19 protein-coding genes and 1 pseudogene are annotated in these 23,655 nt (G+C 65.6%); 5 read left to right on the top strand and 15 right to left on the bottom strand.

Translation table 11 applies throughout. The features are described from left to right. Positions 1–94: 94 nt before the first annotated feature. A pseudogene (locus MMSP_RS27545) lies at positions 95–217 on the top strand (transposase); the annotation flags it as partial. A 301-nt stretch (positions 218–518) separates the two neighbouring features. On the opposite strand, the gene MMSP_RS14325 reads toward MMSP_RS27545, so the two are convergent. From MMSP_RS14325 to MMSP_RS14310, 4 genes are all read right to left on the bottom strand, one after another. Further along, positions 519–782 (bottom strand): hypothetical protein, encoded by a 264-nt coding sequence (locus MMSP_RS14325; protein WP_011740305.1) that lies wholly within the window; start codon positions 780–782, stop codon positions 519–521. A gap of 6 nt (positions 783–788) precedes the next feature. Further along, positions 789–3,365 carry a hypothetical protein gene (locus tag MMSP_RS14320; RefSeq protein WP_020787196.1) on the bottom strand — a complete coding sequence of 859 codons (2,577 nt, stop codon included), beginning with the start codon at positions 3,363–3,365 and terminating at the stop codon, positions 789–791. 214 nt (positions 3,366–3,579) lie between these two features. After that, a complete protein-coding gene (locus MMSP_RS14315) occupies positions 3,580–5,823 on the bottom strand; it encodes an alpha/beta hydrolase-fold protein (RefSeq protein ID WP_036426521.1) in 2,244 nt (747 codons plus the stop codon). A gap of 36 nt (positions 5,824–5,859) precedes the next feature. After that, a complete protein-coding gene (locus tag MMSP_RS14310) occupies positions 5,860–6,987 on the bottom strand; it encodes a Xaa-Pro peptidase family protein (protein ID WP_020787194.1) in 1,128 nt (375 codons plus the stop codon). Positions 6,988–7,110: 123 nt separating this feature from the next. On the opposite strand from MMSP_RS14310, the gene MMSP_RS14305 reads away from it, so the two are divergent. Next, the gene (locus MMSP_RS14305; RefSeq protein ID WP_015355675.1) at positions 7,111–8,067 is read left to right on the top strand and encodes a 5'-3' exonuclease; all 957 of its coding nucleotides are present in this window, start codon (positions 7,111–7,113) and stop codon (positions 8,065–8,067) included. 12 nt (positions 8,068–8,079) lie between these two features. Here the strand turns inward: MMSP_RS14305 and MMSP_RS14300 are convergent, their stop codons facing one another. The 11 genes from MMSP_RS14300 to dop all read right to left on the bottom strand — a co-directional run bounded on the left by MMSP_RS14300 (position 8,080) and on the right by dop (position 20,206). Beyond that, positions 8,080–8,844, bottom strand: a complete 765-nt coding sequence (locus MMSP_RS14300; protein ID WP_020787193.1) for a DUF4333 domain-containing protein — start codon at positions 8,842–8,844, stop codon at positions 8,080–8,082. A 106-nt stretch (positions 8,845–8,950) separates the two neighbouring features. Continuing rightward, complete coding sequence (locus tag MMSP_RS14295) at positions 8,951–11,707, bottom strand: RNA helicase (protein WP_036427283.1); 2,757 nt, start codon at positions 11,705–11,707, stop codon at positions 8,951–8,953. Between the two features lie 87 nt (positions 11,708–11,794). After that, complete coding sequence (gene tatC / locus MMSP_RS14290) at positions 11,795–12,685, bottom strand: twin-arginine translocase subunit TatC (RefSeq protein ID WP_086084997.1); 891 nt, start codon at positions 12,683–12,685, stop codon at positions 11,795–11,797. A 105-nt stretch (positions 12,686–12,790) separates the two neighbouring features. Beyond that, on the bottom strand, positions 12,791–13,057 hold the full coding sequence (gene tatA / locus MMSP_RS14285; RefSeq protein WP_011740313.1) for a Sec-independent protein translocase subunit TatA: 267 nt from the start codon (positions 13,055–13,057) through the stop codon (positions 12,791–12,793). A gap of 126 nt (positions 13,058–13,183) precedes the next feature. Further along, positions 13,184–14,152: a YafY family protein gene (locus tag MMSP_RS14280; RefSeq protein ID WP_020787190.1), complete on the bottom strand. Its 969-nt coding sequence runs from the start codon at positions 14,150–14,152 to the stop codon at positions 13,184–13,186. A gap of 49 nt (positions 14,153–14,201) precedes the next feature. Then, complete coding sequence (locus MMSP_RS14275) at positions 14,202–15,200, bottom strand: YafY family protein (protein ID WP_015355671.1); 999 nt, start codon at positions 15,198–15,200, stop codon at positions 14,202–14,204. A 53-nt stretch (positions 15,201–15,253) separates the two neighbouring features. Then, positions 15,254–16,612 (bottom strand): Pup--protein ligase, encoded by a 1,359-nt coding sequence (gene pafA / locus MMSP_RS14270; protein ID WP_085981849.1) that lies wholly within the window; start codon positions 16,610–16,612, stop codon positions 15,254–15,256. A 52-nt stretch (positions 16,613–16,664) separates the two neighbouring features. Continuing rightward, positions 16,665–17,468 carry a proteasome subunit alpha gene (gene prcA, locus MMSP_RS14265; protein WP_011740317.1) on the bottom strand — a complete coding sequence of 268 codons (804 nt, stop codon included), beginning with the start codon at positions 17,466–17,468 and terminating at the stop codon, positions 16,665–16,667. After that, a complete protein-coding gene (prcB, locus tag MMSP_RS14260) occupies positions 17,465–18,334 on the bottom strand; it encodes a proteasome subunit beta (protein ID WP_011740318.1) in 870 nt (289 codons plus the stop codon). Before prcB ends, prcA begins: the two co-directional genes overlap by 4 nt. Further along, positions 18,331–18,525, bottom strand: a complete 195-nt coding sequence (locus tag MMSP_RS14255; RefSeq protein WP_012394770.1) for a ubiquitin-like protein Pup — start codon at positions 18,523–18,525, stop codon at positions 18,331–18,333. The genes prcB and MMSP_RS14255 overlap by 4 nt, the downstream gene beginning before the upstream one ends. Positions 18,526–18,697: 172 nt before the next feature. Continuing rightward, positions 18,698–20,206 (bottom strand): pup deamidase/depupylase, encoded by a 1,509-nt coding sequence (gene dop, locus MMSP_RS14250; protein WP_012394771.1) that lies wholly within the window; start codon positions 20,204–20,206, stop codon positions 18,698–18,700. A 296-nt stretch (positions 20,207–20,502) separates the two neighbouring features. Between dop and MMSP_RS14245 the strand changes: the two genes are divergently transcribed. From MMSP_RS14245 to MMSP_RS14235, 3 genes are all read left to right on the top strand, one after another. Beyond that, positions 20,503–21,711 (top strand): DUF2314 domain-containing protein, encoded by a 1,209-nt coding sequence (locus MMSP_RS14245; protein ID WP_020787188.1) that lies wholly within the window; start codon positions 20,503–20,505, stop codon positions 21,709–21,711. Positions 21,712–21,827: 116 nt separating this feature from the next. Then, positions 21,828–23,012, top strand: a complete 1,185-nt coding sequence (locus MMSP_RS14240) for a hypothetical protein (protein ID WP_200861949.1) — start codon at positions 21,828–21,830, stop codon at positions 23,010–23,012. Between the two features lie 10 nt (positions 23,013–23,022). Continuing rightward, positions 23,023–23,646 (top strand): hypothetical protein, encoded by a 624-nt coding sequence (locus MMSP_RS14235; protein WP_020787186.1) that lies wholly within the window; start codon positions 23,023–23,025, stop codon positions 23,644–23,646. Positions 23,647–23,655: the final 9 nt, after the last annotated feature.

Genomic DNA, 23,655 nt, shown 5'->3' with positions numbered 1-23,655 from the left:
GCCGGCGCAGGCGTCGGGGGCCAGGAACGCAGCACGCTTTGCCTCGGCGCCAGGGCTCCGGCGTTGTTGATTAGCAGGCTTGTGAGCTGGGTTGATGATCTTTGGTGCCGCGCTATTGGGGCCGGAGTGTAGGCACGGGCTATCTGGAGAACGATCGAGTTGGTTACTGTTCGTCGTTGGTCTGGAGTTGCCCGTGCCTACCGTTTCACCCTGGCCTCGACGCCGATATCAAGGTAATTCGGTAGCTCATCGGCCACCCCGATGGCAACGACCTCCACCGCAAAATTCGCCAACAGCTACCAAAGTCAATGGCGCACATCATTTATCCCATATTCAACCCATCAGAAGGGCACGACCGAATGTCCACAGAGGCCCTTCTCGCGCCGCTATCGCAATGCGCTAAAATATCCTTTAAACGAATATCACGGCAAATGGGTTGTCGAAACCATCCTAATGTCAACGAATTGATCCGCTCATCACTTCAATCCGGGTCCGACCATGACCCGGAAGGCGCCACATCACACCGGCGTCCCCCTGTTGCTGCCAGGCCGCTGCAGGAGCAAGTCATCGTGTTCACGGCGACGGCAAGCCTCGATGAAGGCAATTGCCGCCGAGCTGTCGCGCAAGAAATTGTCGTATTGGTCTCGAGTAAGCTCGTAATACTCCTCGTAGTCAACGATCCCGTTGCTGACCGGTATCGATGCGTAGTACCGGCTCGAAGTGGATTCGATGCCAATCGAGTATCTGTCTTCTCGTGAAAAATATGTGTCATCAAACTTCATTCGATCTCATTTCTCCTCGAAGACATCCGTCACAGTGTAGTCACCCTGGGGGATTTTTCCGCCGTCCACAACCGCCTCTGAGGCGCCAGTGGGCAGGCGCCCTCCCGGAATCCATTGTTCGTTGGCACCCGCTTCATTACCGGAAGGAATCCGGAGGTTAAATTGCCGAGGATCCTCGATGTCGATCCTGACAATCTGGTTTGAGTCGAGAAATCCCTCGGGCAAGCCCAATTCTTCCTCCATAAGACGCAAGTCACCGCCCGTGCCCGCGATCATAACGTCGGCTTCGCTTTTTGGCATTACAAATGAGGTGCCGTCGCGTTGCGCGATCCCATATTTATCGAGATTGCTTTCCGGCATAAAGCGGGTCGCGCCGTCAGTGAATCTGTCAAGATGACCCTGAATATATTCGGGTGATAAGTACTCGGATGGGTCGGGGCGACTCCCCTTTGGCATCGCGATGATTTCGTCACGCTTCTCCGCGCTCAATCCGTGACCTGACACATCGTCCCCGTGGGCATCACCTCCATCTGCAGTCCCATGAGCCGTGCCGTCGCGCGGTGGTTCAGCGTGGCGAGCGCCGTGGGACGCGTCGCCCGGTCCATGTGGACCACCGCCGTGCGGGGGCAATCCGTGCGGATGTCCCCCGGACGGACCGGCGTCGCCAAGCCCGTGTGGAACACCGCCGTGCGGCGCTGATAGCTCAGCCGGGCGACCCGCGCCGGTCATCACGTGGGCCCCGGGCGCGGCCGGTATTGCGGCCGGTGCCGAATGCGCGCCAGCAGGTACCGGCCCAGCGGCAGCGCCGACGGGAACACCCGGCGCTCGTGCCGGTTCACCCACGTGCGGGGTGACCGGCGACACCCGCTCACCCGGCGTCACCGCCGTTGCTGCTGGATGAGATCCGGCCACTGGCGCCGATGCCGGGTCATGCGGGCCGAACGCAGGTTCGGACCTGCCAGGGACGACCGAACCGGGCGCCCCGGAAGGCGCCTCGAGGGCCGGCTTGCCGGGTGGCACCGATTCCACTGGACGCGGCGTCGGCTCGATCGGGGCACCTGCCGGCTTCGGGGGCGGCAGGGCCACCGGGCGACCGCCGACGGGGGGATCAGCCTTGGGTAGATCACCGCCCAGATTTGCCAGATCCTCGGTCAGACCACGACCGGTCTTGCCGATGTCGCCCAGTGTGCGGCCGGCGCCCGCGAGGTCACCAACCTCACCGGCCAGTCGACCACCCCGACCGGCTGCCGCAGCGGCATCGGCCGCCTCGCCACCAACCTCGGCTGCCCGCGCGGCTCCCGCAGCGCCCTTGGCACCCGCGCCGGCTCCCCCGGCTCCCGGAACAAATAGTGTCGCGACGTCGAACAGGTTTCCCCCGAAACCCAGTCCCGGCCGATCGCGGCGCCAATCCTCAAGGTGCAGAGGCCCTTTGACCATCTCTTTGTCCGCGGCGACTGCCTCCTCGGGGTTGAGCAAGTGGTTGATCAATCCCGTCTTGGTCATGGCTTTCCAGGTTTCCGCCGCCCCCTGCGGGTCGATCAGGAAACGTTGCGGGTTGAGCTGCTCGATGCCTTCCACCATCCCGACAGCGGCTTTGAAAACTCCTTCCTGCGTATTGGTGTAGGCGTCGAACACGGTCGCCAGTGGATTGCCGACATCTTGACCGAGGAACTGGGTGAGCTGACCGCGCACGTAGCGCTGCATTCCCACCACCAAGCCGTCGATGGCCTGCATCCCTTGCTGCATCAGCTGCTGTTGAGCGCGGGCCTGACGCCCCAGGTTGCTCAGCACGGCCCGGATGTCCTCGGCGATCTCTTTGATCTCGTCGAGCGCATCACCCTCGAAAATGGCCACCACCTGATTCCACAGCCCCGAGACGGACCCGAATCGATCCAACAGATCCCGGATCGCGTCCTGGGTGTCGGCCACCTCATCGGCGAAGTCGTCGAGTGCACCGGCCAGTTTCCGGCACTGTGCCCCCACGCCGGCCAGATCGGAGCCGATTGCCGATAGGACCTGCTGAATCTGTACGCCTTCGGGAATGTCTTGTCCGGCCACCACCGATTTCGGAGAGTTCAGTGCGCCCTGCACGCCGTTGAGGGCCGCCGCGAAGTCGCGCCAGTGCCCCGCGGCCGCGTGCAAGCCCGCGACATCCCCGTTGGGCCACAGGTCACCGACGAAGGCCTCGACCACCGACCACAACGCCGGAGCAAGCACCCCGGAACCTAGCGTCCCCGGCGCTCCGGGAGCCGTGAACTGCGCCGGTTCCGACGGCGCAGGCAAGACGCCGGCTCCCCCGCCCAGCGTCGAGGCCGCCTCGGCAGCCGAGTAGTTCGACGCGGAGAGCTGAATCTTGGCGCCGTTGTGGCGCAAAGCGTTGATCCCGGCCCCCGCCGCTTTCACCAACGACTCCGCCGCGTCCTGATAAGCCAGCCCGAACACCTCGCCGGCCGTATCCTGACCGGTGTTGGCCGAAAAGCCCGTGGTCAGCGAGCTCAATGCCGCCGCCAAGGCATCGCCCGCGGCGGTCACGGCACTGCCGGCGCCCGACAGCGCCTCGGGATCAACCGACAACGGAGCCACGCCCGGATTTTTGCCCAAAGCGCCGCGTCGCGGTATTCACCCTGTTTTTGCGCGCTAAATCTAGCGACGACTGGTGGGGAGCACCAGCCACCAGTCCACAGCCCCTAGCAAGGGGTGCGCAGACAACGCGTGGCCGATGACGTCAACGCCAAGGACGCCACAATGAAGGCCCGCTGCGCCGGCGGCTAGCCGACCCATCACCGGCCGCGACGCGTCAGCTACGCGTCAACGTAATACTGTGCCGCCCAATAGGAACCGACACCGTCGTACCTACTGGCTGATCATCCAGCTTCACCTCCACCCCGGCGGGCAACGCGCCAAGCGTGATCTGTGCGGCGGTGTCGGTAGCCACCTGAATCGTCGATGACGGCAGCGAGGCCAACCCCGCGCGCTTGACGTCGACGGTCAGGCTGGCCACCCCGGTGAGCCGCAGGGTTAGATACGGCAGCTCGTCCACGGGCCCTCCCACCTGCCAATCCAGCTCGGTGTAGAGCCCGGGTGTGGGATCGAAATGCGGAACGAAACCGCGATGGCGCCGAATGCTGTGCATCGGGTCAGGTCGGGCATAGGAACGGGCATCGACCTCGGCGGTGGCCCCGCGGCGCGCCGTCACCGCGGGGTCGGCGGTCAGCTCCGACAACCACCACACCTGGTGCGGCCCGATCCCCAAATCGGCCCGCACCAACTGCGGATACCACGCAAAGGTGATGTGCCCCGGATCCGCTTGGCGCAGGCCGGTTCCCATGTGCGCGATCGGATCGTTGAACTTGTCCTGCAGGATCCAGGCGATGTGGTCTTCGAACGGATAGACTGTAAATCGGTGCCGGTAGCCGAGGCGGTCCAGCTCGAGCACCTGCTCGGCCACCGACGGGAACGGCACCAGCTCGTCGAGCAGGCCATGGGCGATCACAAGCGGCAGCCAGCGCGCGTTGCCCAGTAGCTCCCAGCTATCGCCCTCCCGGGCGCAGGGCGAGTCCAGGTTGAAATCGGCCGGGATGTCGACGTTGGGCACCAGGCGCACCCCACACGTCGGCGGCCCGGCCAGCACAACTGCCTGGGCAAACACCTCGGGATAGGTCAAGCCCAGCTTGTAAGCGCCGTAGCCGCCCATCGAATAGCCAGAAACCACCGTGCGGTTGGGATCGGTCCCCAACTGCTCGGCCACCCGCGCCCAGACCTCCCACGCGTCGAGTTCACCGGCGCCGAAGTACCAAGTAGACGGACCACGCGCCAGCGGGGTGACCACCACCGAGCCTCGGGTTTCGCAAACCTCGTGCAGCAGGCGCGGATCGATCGAAGCGAACTGGTTTTGCCCCAGCGCAAGCGAATGCAGCAGCAAGGTAAGCGGCATCGCGCGGCCGGGAGCATAGGTTGAGGGCAAGCACACCGAGTACGGCTGCACCCGGCCCAGAAACTGCGGATCGGTGTCCAGAACGTTTCCCGCAGCCACACCCTGCCCGAGCTCCACCGAGGACACATACCAGCGCGTCGAGGGACCGGTGATCACCGGTTCGGGTGCGGTTTCTCGGCCTGCCAACTGGTCCCACGCCACGGCTACCGCGAATTCCGAAACGTCACCGCTGGTCAGCGCGGCGGCTTGGGCCTCGTCAGACCAGAAGTTCAGATGCGGCTGCTCCTGATTGTGGGTGCGAAACGCCACGTTGTAGACGTTGGGCTGGCCCGGCAGGGCACCCCGTTCGGCGGGCATGTCGGCGAACCCGTCCCCCGCCGAGTTGGCCAATCCGGCGGCCAGCCGAACGGTCCAAGTCCCTGACGGCTCCACTACCGACCGCGGCACCCGCGCCAGAAACGACCGTGCCGGCAGGTCGACGCTGTGTTCGACGGGAGTCTGCACGTGCGTGACCAGATCGATCAGCCGGGCGCTGCGCCCCGAGATCAGCAGCGCCATGTCGATGCCCTCCGAGCGCACACCGGCCCCAGCCGGCCAGTCCGCTGACGCGCTACGGCTGCGATCGGTGTCGAAGGTGAACAGCGCGATTGGCACGGTGGCGTCCTGCAGCGTGTTCCAGTCGACGCGCCACCAGGTGTGCGTCTCGGTGAGCCCGATCGCCACGCGAAAGATGTCGGCGCCGTTGCCGGCCGCGGGACCATCGGGATAGACGTAAGTGCCCCGCGGCGGCGCCTGGATCTTCAGATCGCCGACCGGCAGACCCGTCGCGCCATGATCGTCGTAGATGAAGTCGGTCCAAAACAGCGCCCCGCCGGCCAGGCGAGCGGCGCCACACGTACGCGGGAATTCCTCGCCGAACGGCCATCCCGCCGGTACCGGAAGCGTCGGCTCAGGCCGTCGCGCGGCCGGTGGCACCCCCTCGGGCATCCCGTCGACCACGATGAGTTCGGCCGGGGGTGTCGGCGAACGTTGCCCCACGGGCACCACGGCCTCGGCAACGCTACGCGCGATACGAAAAGGAAGCAGCGCTAGATCCACCAATGACACCCCGCCAACCTACTTGGCGCAGCCGACATCTGGACGCTAAGACACCGGCACCACCATCAGCTCGTGCGGCCGATTGTTGACCGATAACGCACCGTTTTCGGTAACCACCACAATGTCCTCGATGCGGGCTCCCCACCGGCCCGGAAAGTAGATGCCCGGCTCGACCGAGAACGCCATGCCCGCGACCAGCGGCAACTCGTTGCCGGCGACGATATAGGGCTCCTCATGCACACACAGCCCGATACCGTGTCCGGTGCGGTGCACAAAGTACTCGGCCAATCCGGCGTCGGCCAGCACGTCACGGGCGGCAGCGTCGACCTGTGCCGCCGTAACCCCCGGACGGACCGCATCAACGGCCGCACGCTGAGCCCGCTGCAGGGCCGAATACTGTTGTGCCACATCAGGACTAGGATCGCCGATGCTGTAGGTTCGGGTCGAGTCCGAGTAGTATCCGGGCTCGTATGTCCCCCCGATATCGACCACGACGATGTCGCCGACCTGCAACTTTCGGTCCGAATATCCGTGGTGCGGATCGGCGCCATGTGGACCGGATCCGACGATGACGAATGCCACTGCCGAATGCCCCTCGGCAACAATCGCTTCGGCAATGCCGGCGGCAACCTGCGCCTCGGTGCGGCCGGGCACCAGAAACGCCGGTACCCGGGCATGCACCCGATCAATGGCGGCTCCGGCCTTGGCCAGCGCGTCCACCTCGGCCGCCTCCTTGACCATCCGCAGCTGACGCGGCACATCGGTAGCCAATACCGGCAGCACCCCCAGCGCATCGGCCAGCGGCAACAAGTGCAGGGCCGGCATCGAATCGGTAACCGCGGTAGCTGCGGGCGCACCCCCCAACGCCTCGGCCACCAGCTGGTACGGGTCATCGCCGTCGACCCAATCGCGCACGCACACTCCCAAATCCGATGCGGCCGACTCCTTGAGCGACGCGAGCTCCAAGCGCGGCAAGACGATGGTCGGCACCCCAGAAGCGGGCAGCACCAGCGCGGTGAGCCGCTCGAACGTATCGGCGCGCGAGCCGATGAGATAGCGCAGGTCATAGCCCGGAGTGATGACCAGACCGGCAAGGCCGGCCTGCTCGGTCGCGGCCGCCGCCGCGGCCAAACGTCGCGCGTACACCGCGGTGTCGAATCGCCCAGAATCCATGCCAGCCAGGCTAATGCCCGGCGACTGGCGGATGCGCGGTTGCCCGGCTCCTCTTCACCCGCTGCGCGCCCACATCGTCGCCAGGGTGACCGCCCCCGCACCGGCGCTGGCAGGATAGCCCGCATGCCTGCACCCCTGCTGTTGCTGGATGGAGCCAGCATGTGGTTCCGCTCCTACTTCGGCGTTCCTTCGTCGATCACCGCTCCGGATGGCCGGCCGATCAACGCCGTCCGCGGATTCATCGACTCGATGGCGGTGGTGATCACCCAGCATCGGCCCAGCCGGCTGGCGGTCTGCCTGGACCTGGATTGGCGCCCGCAATTCCGGGTGGACCTCATCCCGTCCTACAAGGCGCACCGGGTCGCCGAGCCCGAGCCCGCCGGACAGCCCGACGTCGAGGAAGTGCCAGACGAGCTGACTCCGCAGGTCGACATGATCATGGAACTGCTTGACGCCTTCGGAATCCCGGTCGCGGGCGCAGCAGGTTTTGAAGCCGACGATGTGCTGGGAACGCTGGCAGCCCAGGAACAGCGGGACCCGGTGGTCGTGGTCAGCGGGGACCGCGACTTACTGCAGGTCGTGGCCGACGACCCGGTCCCGGTTCGGGTGCTCTACCTGGGCCGCGGGCTGCCCAAAGCCACGCTGTTCGGGCCCTCCGAGGTCGCCGAACGGTACGGGTTGCCCGCGGAGCGGGCCGGGGCGGCCTATGCCGAGCTGGCCTTGCTGCGCGGCGACCCCTCCGATGGCCTGCCCGGGGTGCCCGGGGTCGGTGAAAAGACCGCGGCTACCTTGCTGGCCCAGCACGGCTCACTGGATCGGATCGTGGCCGCCGCGCACGACCCCAAGTCCACGATGGCCAAGGGTGTGCGGACGAAACTGCTTGCGGCCTCGGCCTATATCGATGCCGCCCGCTCGGTAGTACGGGTGGCCACCGATGCGCCGGTCACCTTCACGACGCCCACCGACGCGCTGCCGCTGGTTGCCGCCGACCCTCAGCGCACCGCCGAGCTGGCTACCGAATATGGCGTCGGATCGTCGATCGCGCGACTACAGAAGGCTCTGGACGCGTTGCCTTCGTGACGCTTCCGACCGCTATTGCGGTCGGCCAACCTCGTAGGTGCCCTTGTTGTCCTGGAAAGTCACGGTCACGTGCTTAGATGCGCCGTCGATGCTGACGGTGCAATCGAAGGTGGCACCCTTCTTGACGGTGGGGTCGGTGCCGTCGTTGCACTTGACGTCTTTGACGTTCTTGGCGCCGTAGCCATTGGCCTCATCGGTCAGAACCTGCTGCACACCGGCATTGGCCTTGCTGACGTCGAGCTTGGTAGTCACGAAGAATCCCGGCACCCAGAACCCGAGCACCAGAATGACGACCACGAAGAGCAGCGCAATTCCGCCGACCACCCCGCCGATGAGCGCCATCGAGCGCTTGGATCCCTGACCCGACTGGTCGTACGGGCTGAATTGGCCCGGGTACTGACCCGGCTGACCGTATTGCCCCGGTTGCCCTGGCTGCCCCGGCTGGCCATATTGGCCGGGCTGGCCGTATTGACCGGGCTGGCCATATTGGCCGGGCTGGCCGAACTGTGGAGGCGCCCCGAACTGGGTGGGCTGGGAACCGAAGTCGGACTGCCCATAGCCGGGTGCGGCCGGGTACTGCTGCGGATAAGCCGGCTCGACAGGTTGCTGGTACTGCTGGTAGTCAGCGGCCGGATACGACGGCGGTTGCCACGACCCTTCCTGGCCTGGCTGCTGCCAAGGCGATCCGGCAGCCATGGTCGGGTCTGAGGAATGGTCACCGCCCTGGCCGGGTGGTTGCCACGACTGTCTAGGATCTGGTCCCTGCGGTCCGCTCATTGTTTCTCCTCAGTTCGTTCGTCTGTCCTGGCCACGAACTGGCCCCAAGTGTCCTCTGGTGGTCCTGCGATCACATTTCCGGATCTAACCGTAGCTGCGGCCCAGCCTACCCGGCGTCAACTGCGACGACGCCGCGCCGGATGTCATTGATCGCGCGCTTTGCGGCGGCCCGCACTTCGGGGTCCGGGGCGGCGTTGCGCACCTGGTCAAGCAGGTCGAGCACCTGGCGGCACCAGCGCACGAAATCCCCCGCTGACAAGGGAGAACCGGGGCCCTCGATGTCCGCGGCGGCCAATGCCGCCGACAGGTCCCCGGTGCGCGCCCAGCGATAAACGACGTTAACAAAACCATCGTCGGGTTCGCGGCTTTGGCCGATCCGGTGCGCTTGTTCGTCGGCACGCAGCGCCACCGACAGCCGCGACGTCTGGATGAGCGCCTGACGCAACCGCGGCGTCGGCGCCTCGACCCCGGGACGGCCACCGCCACCGTCACTGCCGCGCGTTTCGTAGAGCACGCAGGACACCACCGCCGCCAGCTCCGGCGGCTTCAACCCCGCCCACGCGCCGGTGCGCAAGCACTCGGCCACCAACAGATCACTCTCGCTGTAGATCCGCGCCAACAAGCGGCCATCATCGGTGACCCGAGGATCATCGGCTGGGCCGTGGATGTACTCACGCTCGGTGAGCAGGCCGACGATCCGGTCGAACGTGCGAGCCAACGAATTGGTGGCGGCGGCGACCTTGTTCTCCAGCTGCGCGTTGTCCCGTTCGATGCGCAGGTAGCGCTCGGCTTGACGGATCCGGCTTTCGACTCCGGGCGCGTTGTGGCAGGGATGCCGGCGCAGTTTTTCGCGGAGCGACGCCAGATCGGGATCGTGCGGCGCTCGCGTCTTCTCGCGGCGGGCCGCTGGCGCCGTCATACCCGCGGCGGCCGACCGCAGTGCCGAGGCCAGATCGCGGCGGACCCGCGGCTGGCGATGTTCGACACGCTTGGGCAGTGTCATCGATCCGACCGGCGGCGACTCGCCGGTGTAGTCGGCCGACGAAATCCGCCCAGCCCACCGGTTTTCGGTCAGCACCAACGGCCTCGGGTCGGAGCTGTCGCGGGCGGATTCCAGCACCACTGCCAGCCCGCCACGGCGTCCGTGCGTGATGGTGATGATGTCTCCCTTGCGCAGCGCGGCCAGCGCTTCGCTGGCCTCCTGCCGACGCTGCAGCCGGGATGCACGGGCCTGGGATCGCTCCATCTCGGTCACCCGCGCACGCATCCGGGCATAGTCCAGGATCGGCGCGTCGGGCCCACCGAGCTCGGCGGCCAGCTCGTCGAGCATCTCCCTGCCCCGCTCAATGCCGCGGACCAGGCCCACCACGGATCGGTCGGCCTGGTACTGCGCGAACGATTGTTCCAACAGCCGATGCGCCTGCTCCGGGCCCATGTGCTGCACCAGGTTGATCGTCATGTTGTACGACGGGGCAAACGAACTGCGCAGCGGGAAGGTGCGGGTCGAGGCCAGCCCGGCCACCGCCGACGGATCGGCGTTTTCGTCGGTGGGATGCCAGAGCACGACGGCGTGGCCCTCGACATCGATACCGCGACGACCGGCGCGCCCGGTCAGCTGCGTGTACTCCCCCGGCGTCAGCGGGACGTGCTGCTCACCGTTGAACTTCACCAACCGTTCCAGCACCACGGTGCGCGCGGGCATATTGATGCCCAGCGCCAAGGTCTCGGTGGCGAAAACGGCTTTGACCAAGCCGGCGGTGAACAGTTCCTCAACGGTGTGCCGAAACGCCGGCAGCATCCCGGCATGGTGGGCGGCCAGGCCGCGCAGCAGCCCCTCGCGCCACTCGTAGTAGCCCAGTACCGCCAGGTCGTCGTCCTCAAGATCGCCGCACCGGTGATCGATCACCTCGGCGATTTGGGCGCGTTCCTCCTCGCTGGTCAACCGCAGCGGTGAACGCAGGCACTGCTGGACCGCCGCATCACAACCAGCCCGGGAGAATACGAAAGTGATCGCCGGCAACAAACCCGCCGAATCCAGGGTCGCGATGACGTCCGGACGTGGCGGCGGGCGGTAAAACCGCGGCCGGCCCCCTCTGCCGTATTCGCCGCGTCCAGACCGACGCGGCTCCCAGTCCGACATCCGATCCGCCTCGCGGCGATGCGCGATGTGACGCAACAGGTCCGGGTTGACGCGCGCCTGACGGCTCGAACCCGCCGGTTTGTCAGCCTGGTAGTCGAACAGGTCGAACAGGCGCTTGCCCACCAAAACGTGCTGCCACAGCGGTACCGGCCGATGCTCATCGACCACCACGGCCGTGTCGCCCCGAACGGTTTGGATCCAACCGCCGAACTCCTCGGCGTTGCTCACGGTCGCGGACAGGCTGACCACCCGCACCTCGTCGGGCAGATGCAGGATCACCTCCTCCCACACCGGGCCCCTCATCCGGTCGGCGAGAAAATGCACCTCGTCCATCACCACATAGGACAGCCCCGGTAGCGCGGGAGAATCCGCGTAAAGCATGTTGCGCAGCACCTCGGTGGTCATCACGACCACGGGCGCGTTTGCGTTGACCGCCAGATCACCGGTCAACAACCCGATCTTGTCGCGGCCGTAGCGCGCCGTCAGATCGGTGTGTTTCTGGTTGCTCAGCGCCTTGAGCGGCGTGGTGTAAAAGCACTTGCCTCCCGAAGCCAGCGCCAGGTGCACCGCGAATTCGCCGACCACCGTCTTTCCCGCGCCCGTCGGGGCACACACCAGCACGCCGTGCCCACCTTCCAGGGCAGCACAGGCGCGCCGTTGGAAGTCATCGAGCGCGAAGGGTAAGTCGGCGGTGAACCAGGCTAGCTCGACCAGCTCTGTCACGCGGCCGCCCGAGGGCGCGAGGGTGCGCAGTTGCACGGCCAGTGCGGCGTGTCGCTGTCGCGACACGCACGCTCGCGGCGAGGTGGCCTAGGTGATGTCGTCATGGGATCCGCCGGGGGCCGACGGCGTCGGTATCGGCTCGGGCTCCTCGATTGACGATGCTTCGTCATCGGCAAGCAACACCTCGCGCTTGGCTTTGCGCTTGTCGTGCAGCCGGGCGATCTGGATGGCGAACTCGAGCAGCACCGTCAGGGCCACGCCCAGTGCCGTCATCGAGAACGGATCCGACCCGGGCGTGAACACCGCCGCGAACACGAACATGGCAAAGATCAGACCGCGCCGCCAGGACTTGAGCCGCTGGTAGGTCAACAGACCAGCCATGTTGAGCATGACGATCAGCAGGGGGAATTCGAAGCTGACCCCGAACACCACCAGCAGATTGATCAAGAAGCCGAAATATCGGTCGCCAGACAGCGCCGTCACCTGCACGTCGCTACCGACGGTGAGCAGGAAGCTCAACGCTTTGGACAGCACCAGGTAGGCCAGCACGGCGCCGGCCACAAACAGCAGCGCCGCGGGGATGACGAACGCCACCGCGAACCGGCGTTCCTTCTGGTAGAGCCCAGGGGTGATGAACGCCCACAGCTCGTAGAACCAGATCGGGCACGCCAGCACAATCCCGGCCGCCATCCCGACCTTGAGCCGCAACATGAACTGGTCGAACGGCGCAGTGGCCAACAACCGGCACTGCCCGTCCGCGCTGATGTCCGCTCGCGCCGACTGCGGCAACGAGCAGTAAGGCTGACGCAGCCACTCGCCCAGACTTTCTAGTCCGAAGACCGAATGCGAGTACCAGATGTACCCGAAAATCGTCGTGAGCAGGATCGCGGCCAACGAGATCAGCAACCGGGTACGCAGCTCGGTCAGATGACCGACCAGCGACATCGTGCCGTCAGGATTGACGCGGCTACGCCGCATCCGAGGATTGAGTCGTTTGAAGAGAGCCCCGGCGCGTGCTGAGGCCCGGAAACCGTTCACCACGGTAGGTCAGTAAAGCTCAGGCAACCCGACGGTGCTGCCGGCCTAGGCAGGCCGCGCCTCGGTCTGGTCCTGACCTGTGGCCGCTGCAGGGTCGATCCGCTGCGACTGCACCGGCGTGGGGTTTGCCGTGTTGGTCTCGATAGCAGAGGGTTCCGCTTTGGTCTCGCTCTGCATTTCCCGCATCTCCGACTTGAAGATTCGCATCGACTTGCCCAACGAGCGCGCCGCATCGGGAAGCTTCTTGGCACCGAACAGCACGATCACCACAACAGCGAGGATCGCCCAATGCCACGGACTAAGACTGCCCACTTTGATTACCTCCAGACGTCAACCCCCGATGCTACCGCAGTAGGGGCTGCTCGCCCGGCTAGGCAAACAACACTCCGTGCCGCGCGCCGCGGGTACGGGCCGCACATCGACGGCTTGAATTCGGCCTTAGGCCAGCTCGGCGGCCTGATACGCGTTTAGGGCAGTCGCCGCGGCGGCCCGCACACGCTGCGCTAGCGACTCGGGCTCCAGCACTTGCACCGTCGACCCGAAGCCCAGCATCAGACGGGTCATCCAATCCTCAGAGGCGTAGGTCATGGCAACCTCGCAGGATCCATCGGCGAGCTGGCGCAGCTCCCGGATCGGGTAGTACTCGAACATCCACGACGCCGAGGGCGCCACCCGCAGCGTCGCCGACGGCAGTGCCGGGTCGCCGTCGAACAGCGACGTGTCGGGGGGCGCCTGCACCGCGGGCTCCGGCGGCATCGCGGGTTCACCGAGTTCGACGGCGTCCACGATCCGGTCGAAACGAAACAGTCTGACCCCTTCGGACTCGCGTGACCAGGCCTCCAGATAGCTGTGGCCGCCGATCAACAACACTCGGATGGGATCGACGGTCCGGGTGGTCAACGTGTCGTGCGATGCGGAGTAGTAGTCGATGGTCAACGCGCGCTTGTCGAGCACGGCGGAGCGCACCGCGGCAGCGGCGGGGCTCTCCAACGGAGCGGGCTCGTCGACCGCCGACAGGGTGCTGCTATGCGCGGCCGCGCCGGCCGCCGCCGCGATCTTGGCGATCGCGCTGCGCGCGGCCTGCGGGTCGACCACGCCTGGGATGTCCGCCAGCGCCCGCAGCGCCACGAGCAGGCCGGTGGCCTCCGGTGACGTGAGTTTGAGTGGACGGTCGATGCCGGCCGAGAACGTCACCTCGATGGTGTCGCCGGAGAACTCGAAATCGATCAGATCTCCAGGGAAATAGCCGGGCAGGCCACACATCCACAGCTGGTTGAGGTCCTCCTCCAGCTGTTTGGCCGACACGCCTAGCTCGGCGGCGGCCTCAACGCGGGTGATCCGCGGGTTGGCTTGGAAGTACGGCACCATGTTGAGCAGCCGCACCAGCCGAGTGGATACGGGACTCATCAGCGCCGCTCCTTCTCATCGCTTCGCCGCGCATCGTCGTCGGCGGGGTTCACGCAAGCGCCTCTTCGACCCCGGCCAGCGCCCGCAGCCGGGCCAGCACATCCTCGCGCAGCGCGGGCGGCTCGAGCACGATGGCGTCGGCACCGTGACCGGTGATGTCGCGGGCCAGCCGATCGCTGGATCCGATTTCGAGTTCTATGACTTCGCCGTCGCGGCCGGCCAGTCGCCGTGGCCCCATCGACCGTCCGGCACGCCGCAGTGCGGTGGCACGCCCGTCGGCGACCCATACCGTGGCCTGCATGCCGGTCGGTGACTCAGCGACGGTCCGGGCGACAATCTGTCGCAGATCCACGTCCTCGGGTACCTTCGATTCCCCGGGCGCACCGACCGGTGCGACGTCGGCGCCGATCCGCGACAGCCGGAACGTGCGGGTCGCTCCCCGGTCGCGGTCGTGGCCCACGAGATACCAGCGCCCCTTCTCGGTCACTACCCCCCAAGGCTCGACGGTGCGGGTGACGTAGGGCTCGTGGCGGGACGCCCGGTGCGGGAACCGCACCGCCTGACCGGAGTCAATGGCCGCCAACAAAATTCCGAGGACGTCCTCGGAGCCGCGCAAACCCGGCACCCCGGCCGGCGAGGCAATGGCCACCGGCGCGTCGGGATCGACGTCGACCCCGGCGGCCCGCAGCTTGAGCAGCGCGCCCTGGGTGGCGGTGATCAGCTCAGGGGACTCCCACAGTTGGGTGGCCACCGCGACAGCCGCCGTTTCATCGGGAGTCAACTCGACCGGCGGCAGCGCGTACGCGTCGCGGTTGATCCGGTAGCCCTCGGTGGGATCGGTACTCGATACCCTGCCAACCTCGAGCGGGATACCCAGGTCACGCAGCTCGTTCTTGTCGCGCTCGAACATCCGCGAAAACGCCTCAGCGGTCGGGCTGTCCGAATAGCCCGCCACGCTAGACCTGACCTTCTCAGCGGTGATGTAGCCACGAGTGGACAGCAAAGCGATGACCAGATTCACCATCCGCTCGACTTTGGAAGTCGCCATTTACACCAACCTAGATTTGCCCAGCTTCACCGATCACCCGCGCGCGGGCTCGGCTACATGCTCGCGATCAGCCGCTTGACCCGCTCGTCGACCGCCCGGAATGGGTCCTTGCAGAGCACCGTGCGCTGCGCCTGGTCATTGAGCTTGAGGTGCACCCAGTCGACGGTGAAATCACGACCGGCCGCCTGTGCGGCGCTGATGAACTCACCGCGCAGCCTGGCGCGGGTGGTTTGTGGTGGGTTGTCGACGGCGTCGGCGATTTCCTCGTCGGTGGTGACGCGTGTCGCCAGGCCCTTGCGCTGTAGCAGATCGAAGACGCCGCGCCCGCGCTTGATGTCGTGGTAGGCCAGATCGAGCTGGGCGATCTTGGGGTCCGACAGCTCCGTGTTGTAGCGGTCCTGGTAACGCTGGAACAGCTTGCGCTTGATCACCCAGTCGATCTCGGTGTCGACCTTCGCGAAATCCTGACTTTCGACGGCGTCAAGCTGGCGGCCCCACAGATCAACGACCTGCTCGACCTGTGCGTTGGGCTCCCGGGTTTGCAGATGCTCGACGGCGCGGGAGTAGTACTCCCGCTGAATGTCGAGCGCACTGGCCTGACGCCCGCCGGCCAGCCGAACCGGACGCCGACCGGTGACGTCGTGGCTGACTTCACGGATCGCACGGATGGGGTTGTCCAGCGAGAAGTCGCGGAACGGCACTCCCGCTTCGATCATCTCCAGCACCAGCGACGCGGTGCCCACCTTGAGCATGGTGGTCGTCTCGCACATGTTGGAGTCGCCGACGATCACGTGCAGACGCCGGTACTTCTCCGCGTCGGCGTGCGGCTCGTCGCGGGTGTTGATGATCGGACGTGAGCGGGTGGTCGCGCTCGAGACGCCCTCCCAGATATGTTCGGCGCGTTGGGACAGACAAAATGTTGCGGCCTTGGGGGTCTGCAACACTTTTCCCGCCCCACAGATCAGCTGACGAGTGACCAGGAACGGCAGCAACACGTCGGAGATCCGGGAAAACTCGCCGGCCCGCACGATCAGGTAGTTCTCGTGGCAACCGTAGGAGTTGCCGGCCGAGTCGGTGTTGTTCTTGAACAGGTAGATGTCGCCGCCGATGCCCTCGTCGGCCAACCGCTGCTCGGCGTCGACCAGCAGGTCTTCGAGCACCCATTCGCCAGCCCGGTCGTGGGTAACCAGCTGCACCAGGCTGTCGCATTCGGCGGTGGCGTATTCCGGATGGCTGCCCACGTCGAGGTAGAGACGCGCGCCATTGCGCAGGAATACGTTGGAGCTGCGCCCCCAGGACACCACCCTGCGGAACAGGTACCGGGCAACCTCGTCAGGGCTCAGCCGGCGATGACCGTGGAAGGTGCAGGTGACACCGAACTCTGTCTCGATGCCCATGATTCGTCGCTGCACGTAATCGAGCGTACTGGTTGTCGCAGCGGTGCGCAGCCGCACCGGCGGGGCGCTAATCAGACGAATCGGCGTCGGATTTTTTGCCCGTTTTCTTGCCCTCTTCGGACTCTATGGGCTCTTCTGACTCGGCAGATTCCTTGGAATCCCGCTCCTGCAGCAGTGTTTCGAGGGTCGAGCGAGTCAGCCGGCGAAACGCGCGCCGCGGCTTGTTGGCGTCCAGGATGGCGGCTTCGAGGCTGGCCACACCGAGTACGGGCTGGTCATTGCTGGAATTCTCCGCGCTACCGGCGCGTAGCGCCTCCACCGCGATATCCAGCGCGTCCGGCAAATCGGCGTTTTCGGTGTAGGTGTTCTTGAGCGCCGTCGTGATCGGCTCGGTGGTCCCGCCCATCACCACGAAATGCGGCTCATCGGCGATCGACCCGTCGTAGGTGATTCGGTAGAGCTCGGGCGCCTTCGTTTCCCCGTAGTGCGCCACCTCAGCGACGCATAGCTCGACCTCGTAGGGCTTGGCCTGCTCGGTGAAGATGGTGCCCAGCGTCTGTGCATACACGTTGGCCAACTGGCGTCCCGTGACGTCACGACGGTCGTAGGCATAACCGCGGGTGTCGGCGAACTGAATCCCGCCCCGGCGCAAGTTGTCGAATTCGTTGAACTTGCCGGCGGCCGCAAAACCCACCCGGTCGTAGAGTTCGCTGATCTTCTGCAGCGACCGCGACGGATTCTCGGCAACGAACAGCACACCGCCGGCGAAGGCCAGCGCCACCACGCTCTTGCCGCGCGCAATACCCTTTCGCGCGAGCTCGCTGCGCTCGCGCATCGCCTGTTCCGGCGAGATGAAGTAAGGGAAGCTCACTTCTCACCACCGTCAGGGCCGAAAGTGTCAGCGCGTGAACGACTTCCGATGACTTCACGAGCCAGTTCGGCGATGCGGACCTCGGGTACGTCAACCGCACCGTCGGCATTGATGGTGACCGCTGTCGGGTATATCCCGCGGACCAGATCCGGGCCGCCGGTGGCCGAATCGTCGTCGGCTGCGTCGTAGAGCGCTTCGACGGCCACCCGCAGCGCGGAATCGGCGTCGGTGACTTGCGCGTACAACTTCTTGATCGACGATTTGGCGAAGATCGATCCCGAACCCACCGCTTGGTAGCCCTCTTCCTCGATGTTCCAGCCGCCGGCAGCGTCGAACGAGACGATGCGACCAGCGGACCTCGGGTCAGACGCGTGGATGTCATAGCTTGCCAGCAGCGGCAGGGCCACTAATCCCTGCATTGCGGCCGCCAGGTTGCCACGCACCATGATGGCCAGCCGGTTGACCTTGCCGGCGAATGTCAGCGGCACGCCCTCGAGCTTTTCGTAGTGTTCGAGTTCCACGGCGTAAAGACGCGCGAACTCAACGGCGATCGCGGCGGTGCCGGCGATGCCGGTGGCGGTGTAGTCGTCGGTGATGTAGACCTTGCGCACATCGCGCCCGGCGATCATGTTGCCCTGCGTCGAACGCCGGTCCCCGGCGATCAGGACACCACCGGGATACTTCAAGGCGACGATGGTGGTGGCGTGCGGCAACTGGTCACCCACGGCACCCCCACCGTGTTTGATGCTCGCAGGTAATAACTCCGGCGCCTGGCGGCGGAGGAATTCAGCGAACGATGATAGGTCTACAGCGGATCCGGAAATGGCCGAATTTATGGACAGGCGATCAGGCAACGGCCAGGTCACTGGCCGCCCTTTTGGACGTACGCGCGAACGAAGTCCTCGGCATTCTCCTCAAGGACGTCGTCGATCTCGTCAAGCAGATCGTCGGTGTCTTGAGCTAACTTCTCGCGGCGCTCCTGGCCCGCGGCGGTGGTGCCGGTGACGTCTTCGTCATCGCCGCCACCACCGCCACGTTTGGTCTGTTCCTGAGCCATCGCCGCCTCCTGCTTCGTCATGGCCGATTAGATGCCGGGGGGGTCGTGACTCACGCCCCCGCCGGTCTTTCCCTAACAGTACCGGCCAGCCCCGACGTTTCCCGGCTGAAGCCCCATTTGTCGGGCTATGCCGTCACCATCTCGCCTCACGCGCCTGCCCCATCAAGGGCCCTCAGCTGGTGAGTTGTTCCACCAGTTCGACCGCGCTGTCCACCGAATCCAGCAGCGCTCCGACATGGGCCTTGCTGCCGCGCAGCGGTTCGAGCGTGGGAATACGCACCAGCGAATCCCCACCCAGATCGAAGATCACTGAATCCCAGCTCGCCGCGGCGATGTCGGCGCCAAACCGGCGCAGGCATTCGCCGCGGAAGTACGCGCGGGTGTCGGTGGGCGGGTTCTCCACGGCCTCGAGCACCTGGTGTTCGCTGACCAACCGCTTCATCGATCCGCGCGCCACCAGCCGGTTGTAGAGCCCCTTGTCCAGCCGGACATCGGAATACTGCAGATCGACCAGGTGCAGGCGGGGCGCCGACCAGTTCAAGTTCTCCCGCTGCCGGAAACCTTCGAGCAATCGCAGTTTGGCCGGCCAGTCCAAGACCTCGGCACAATCCATCGGGTCACGCTCGAGCCGGTCGAGCACGTCTGCCCAGGTTTCCACGACGTGTGAAGCCCGGGGATCGGGGTCACGGCCATCGACCAGTTTCGCCACCCGTTCGAGGTAAATCCGTTGCAATGCAAGACCGGTCAGTTCACGGCCGTCGAGAAGCGCCACTGCCGTCCGCAGCGAGGGATCACGACTGATGGCGTGCACCGCGTGTACCGGGCGGGCCAGCGCCAAGTCGGTCAGGTCGATGCCGTGCGCCGGACCTTCCTCGATCAGGTCGAGCACCAGCGCAGTGGTGCCGAGCTTCAGGTAGGTCGACGTCTCAGACAGGTTGGCGTCGCCGATGATGACGTGCAGCCGGCGGTACCTATCGGCGTCGGCGTGCGGTTCGTCGCGGGTGTTGATGATGCCGCGCTTGAGCGTGGTCTCCAAGCCGACCTCGACCTCGATGTAGTCGGATCGCTGGGACAGCTGGAAGCCCGGCTCATCACCGGAGGGCCCGATGCCGACACGGCCGGAGCCCGTGACCACCTGCCGAGACACCAGAAAGGGCGTCAGACCGGCAATGATGGCCGAAAACGGGGTTTGCCGGCTCATCAGGTAGTTCTCGTGCGATCCGTAGGACGCGCCCTTGCCGTCGACGTTGTTCTTGTACAGCTGCAGCTTCGCGGCACCGGGGACGCTGGCGACATGGCGGGCCGCGGCCTCCATCACCCGCTCCCCGGCTTTGTCCCAGATCACCGCGTCGAGCGGATCGGTGCATTCGGGTGCGGAGTACTCGGGGTGTGCATGGTCGACGTACAGCCGCGCCCCGTTGGTCAGGATCATGTTTGCCGCGCCGACCTCGTCAGCATCCACCACCGGCGGTGGACCCGCGGAGCGGCTCAGGTCGAAACCCCGAGCGTCGCGCAGCGGTGATTCCACCTCGTAATCCCACCGGGTCCGTTTGGCGCGCTGGATGCCGGCGGCCGCGGCATAGGCCAGTACCGCCTGCGTCGAAGTGAGGATCGGGTTGGCTGTCGGGTCCGACGGCGACGAGATGCCGTACTCGACCTCCGTTCCGATAATCCGTTGCATGCCTAGAGCCTAGGCCCGCCGACCCAGAACATCTCAGCGGCCCGTGCCGCGGGCGAGGTGGGCGTCCCCAGGCTGGCATGCCGCGCTGGGACAGCAACCTCCGCAATTCGCGATACAAGTTGCCCGCACGCCTAGTGGTGCGGACCGCGCGGGGTTGATACGGTCTCGGCTGACCGTCGCATCGAGCCCCTCGGGGAATCTACGTTGACGTTAAAAATCTTGCAGCCGTTGCTATTTCCGATGAGTTTGCCAACTTCTCCTCGCACCGCCGGCACGGCTACCCGGGGCGGCCAACGGTGAGCCCGAACCCTTTTCAGCAAGGGCAGGACGTCACCGACCTGATTCCGGCCGGGCCGCTGCTCGACGGCGGGATTGCCTTCACATTCGCGATCTATTACCTGCCCATGCCTGCCGCAGACCCCTTCGACACCCTGGATGAACTGCTGGCGAACACATCCGCCGGATTTCACCAGGTGGAGTCCATCAACGGTGACGAGACGGAGCCGACGGTATGTGCCTTCGCCAACATCGATCCGCGAAACGACTATCCCCCGCCGGATCCGGAATTTGTTGAACTCTTCAACTACGGCGTCAGCCCGCAGCTGGCCGTCGCTCTACAGTCCACCCAGGCCGCGTTCATCCTCAACTTCAGCTGCCCGATTGAGCAGGCTTGGGATCGTCTTCGTGCCGCGCAGCAGCTAACGGGTAGCCTCACCGCCGCCACTGGCGGACTGATTTGGGATGCCGAGACTCGGCAGATATTCACGCCGGGCGCCTGGCAGGAAATCAGGGTCGATCGATGGACCAGACCAACCCCAGATGTTGACGACCATACGATCATTCACGCCTACGAGATCAATGGCCAGATGCGAGTCGTCACGCTGGGAATGGCGAAGTTTGGGCTGCCCGACGTAGTCGTGAACCAGGTGCCGCGGTCGGTATGCAGCAACGTCGGACAGCTCGTGAGCGCGTTCTGCCAGGCGATCGCTGATCGGCCCGTTGTCGATCGTTCCGGAGAATTCGATCTGGATTACCGGCGTTTGAGGCCCAACGCGACCGGGGCCGCGCCGCTCACCGTGAGAATGGGCGAGCACCACGACGGCGATCCGATGAACCGGCTACTCGAGATCACCTTCGACCGAGGACCGGGCCAGGACGCTGGGGCCCGTCGGCACGCGATTCTCTGCGCCGCGTTCGACTCCGGAGCTTCGATCGTTCCCGCTGCCCACAACGACGCATTGGCAGCCGCCAGCCGATCCGCGCGAGCCAAGCTGCCCGCGCTGCGCGCCGCGTTCAACGAAGGGCTGCCGCCCGGCGAATTTATGCAAGTCAAGGCCGCTTTTGAGGGCCCGGACGGCACCCGGGAGTACATGTGGGTGGACGTAGTTACGTGGAACGGCGACGAGATCACGGGACCGCTGGCCAACAAACCGTTCAACATCGCCGGTCTGCACCCCTCTGCACCCCGGGCAGGTGGTAGTGGTCGCGTAGTCCACCGTCTTTGATTACAAGCACAAACGCAGTGGCGGCACGATCGACGGGAATGAAACCGAAAGACACATCATCAGCACGTTGAACTAGCACAGCAGCAACGGTGGGCCGCCGCTAGGGTTGAGCCGGCATGAACCCTTCCCCGCACCGCGCTCCGGCACGCCGAGACCCGTCGAGTGCCGCGGCGGAAAGCTGGTTTCTGGAACGGGGCTTGCCCGCGGTGCTGACCAGGCGGGCCCGTTGGCGGCGGCTGTGGTCACGGTCTGCCCCGGTGCTGGCCGCGTACGCGACACTGCACTGTTGGACACTCCCGATTCTGCTGATCACCCACGGCGACGAGGTCGTCATCGATGGGCAACCGACACCCCGCGAATGGGTGCTGGTGACCCTGGTCGCGATCGCACCGGTCTTGATCACGTTCGTCGGCTGGCTGGTGTCGCGACTGTCCGACAGCCGGAAGCGTTCGGTGGCGGCGACCGTGGCGGTCAGCCTGGTGGCAATCGTCCTGATCGTTGAGACCTCGGTGTCTCATCTGCCGGACGCGGCCCTGGCCGCGGTGATGGTGCTGTTGCTCACCGGTAGCGGTATCGGATCGGTCACCGGGTGGTCGGTCCGAATGACGCTGTCGCACCTGGCGACGATCGGCGCCCTGGCGGTTCGAGCCTTGCCCGTCGTTCTGCTGACCACGTTGGTCTTCTTCAACAGCAACATCTGGCTGATGGCCTCCACAATCAGCGCGGAGCGGCTGGCCCTGGCCATCGCATTTTTGGTCGGTATCGCGAGCGTATTCGTCATCTCCACCACCGCGGAGCGAGTCAAACCCATGCTGCAGGCACCGACCGTGCAGCCCAAGAACTGCCAGGAACTGGCCGACACCCCGTTTGCGGCGATGCCGGATCCGCCGAGCAGCCGGCCGCTAACCCGAGCCGAGCGGGCCAATGTGGTCTTCGTGCTCACCGCCCACCAGTTGGTGCAGATCATGGTGGTGGCGATGCTGACCGCCACCATCTACGTCATCCTCGGGCTGATCGTGCTCAGCCCAGCCCTGCTCCAGGAATGGAGCCACAACGTGTCCAGCAACGCGACCGTGCTCGGGCTGACCGTGCCGGTGCCGGATTCGTTGATCCATCTCTGTCTGTTCATTGGCGCGTTGACCTTCATGTACATCAGCGCCCGCGCAGTTGGTGACGCCGAATACCGTGCAACATTCGTCGACCCGCTCATCGAGAACCTGCACATCACCTTGATCGCACGCGGCCGCTACCGCGCCAACATCGATGACACCGATGTTGACGCCAGTCCCGGCGGTGATTAACTTCACGCTGGTGTCCGTACCCGAGCAGGTAGAAGACTTATCCGGGAAACGCTACGGCGAGGTGCTTCTCGTCGAAATCGGTGAATCCGGTCCACAAGCCACCGTCTACAACAGCTTTCCGCTCAACGATTGCCCCGCGGAACTGTGGTCCGCGCTGGACGCGCAAGCCCTGGCCGCCGAAAACGGGGTGGCCGCAGCCCTGCTCAACGGGCCCCGCTACTGGCTGATGAACAGCATTGAGAAGGAGCCCCAGGGGCCGCCGGAGAGCAAGTCATTCGGCGGAATCGAAATGCTCAAGCAGGCAACCGTGCAGATGTCGTCGATGAGCCCCGCCCCCTACACCGTCAATCGGGTGAACCGTCACACGGTGTTTGTCTTCAACGCCGGCGCAGAGATCTACGAACTCATCGACCCGGGTGGACAACGCTGGGTGATGCAGACCTGGAGCCAGGTGGTGGACCCCAACCTTGCCCGCGCCGACCTACCCGGCCTGGCCGCACGACTGGACCTGCCGGAAGGATGGTCCTATGAGCCACGCGTGCTGGCCGAGACGCTGCGCGTCGACACCACCGACCGCCCCGCTCACGTGACGCAGGACGACCTGTCCAACAGCTACTCGCTCGAGGTCGACTGACCCTCTTCC

The sequence above is a fragment of the Mycobacterium sp. 012931 genome, assembly GCF_000419295.1.
GTDB lineage: Bacteria > Actinomycetota > Actinomycetes > Mycobacteriales > Mycobacteriaceae > Mycobacterium > Mycobacterium marinum.
Note: the sequence above shows the minus strand (reverse complement) of the source record. Positions and strands in the feature narration are given on the sequence as shown.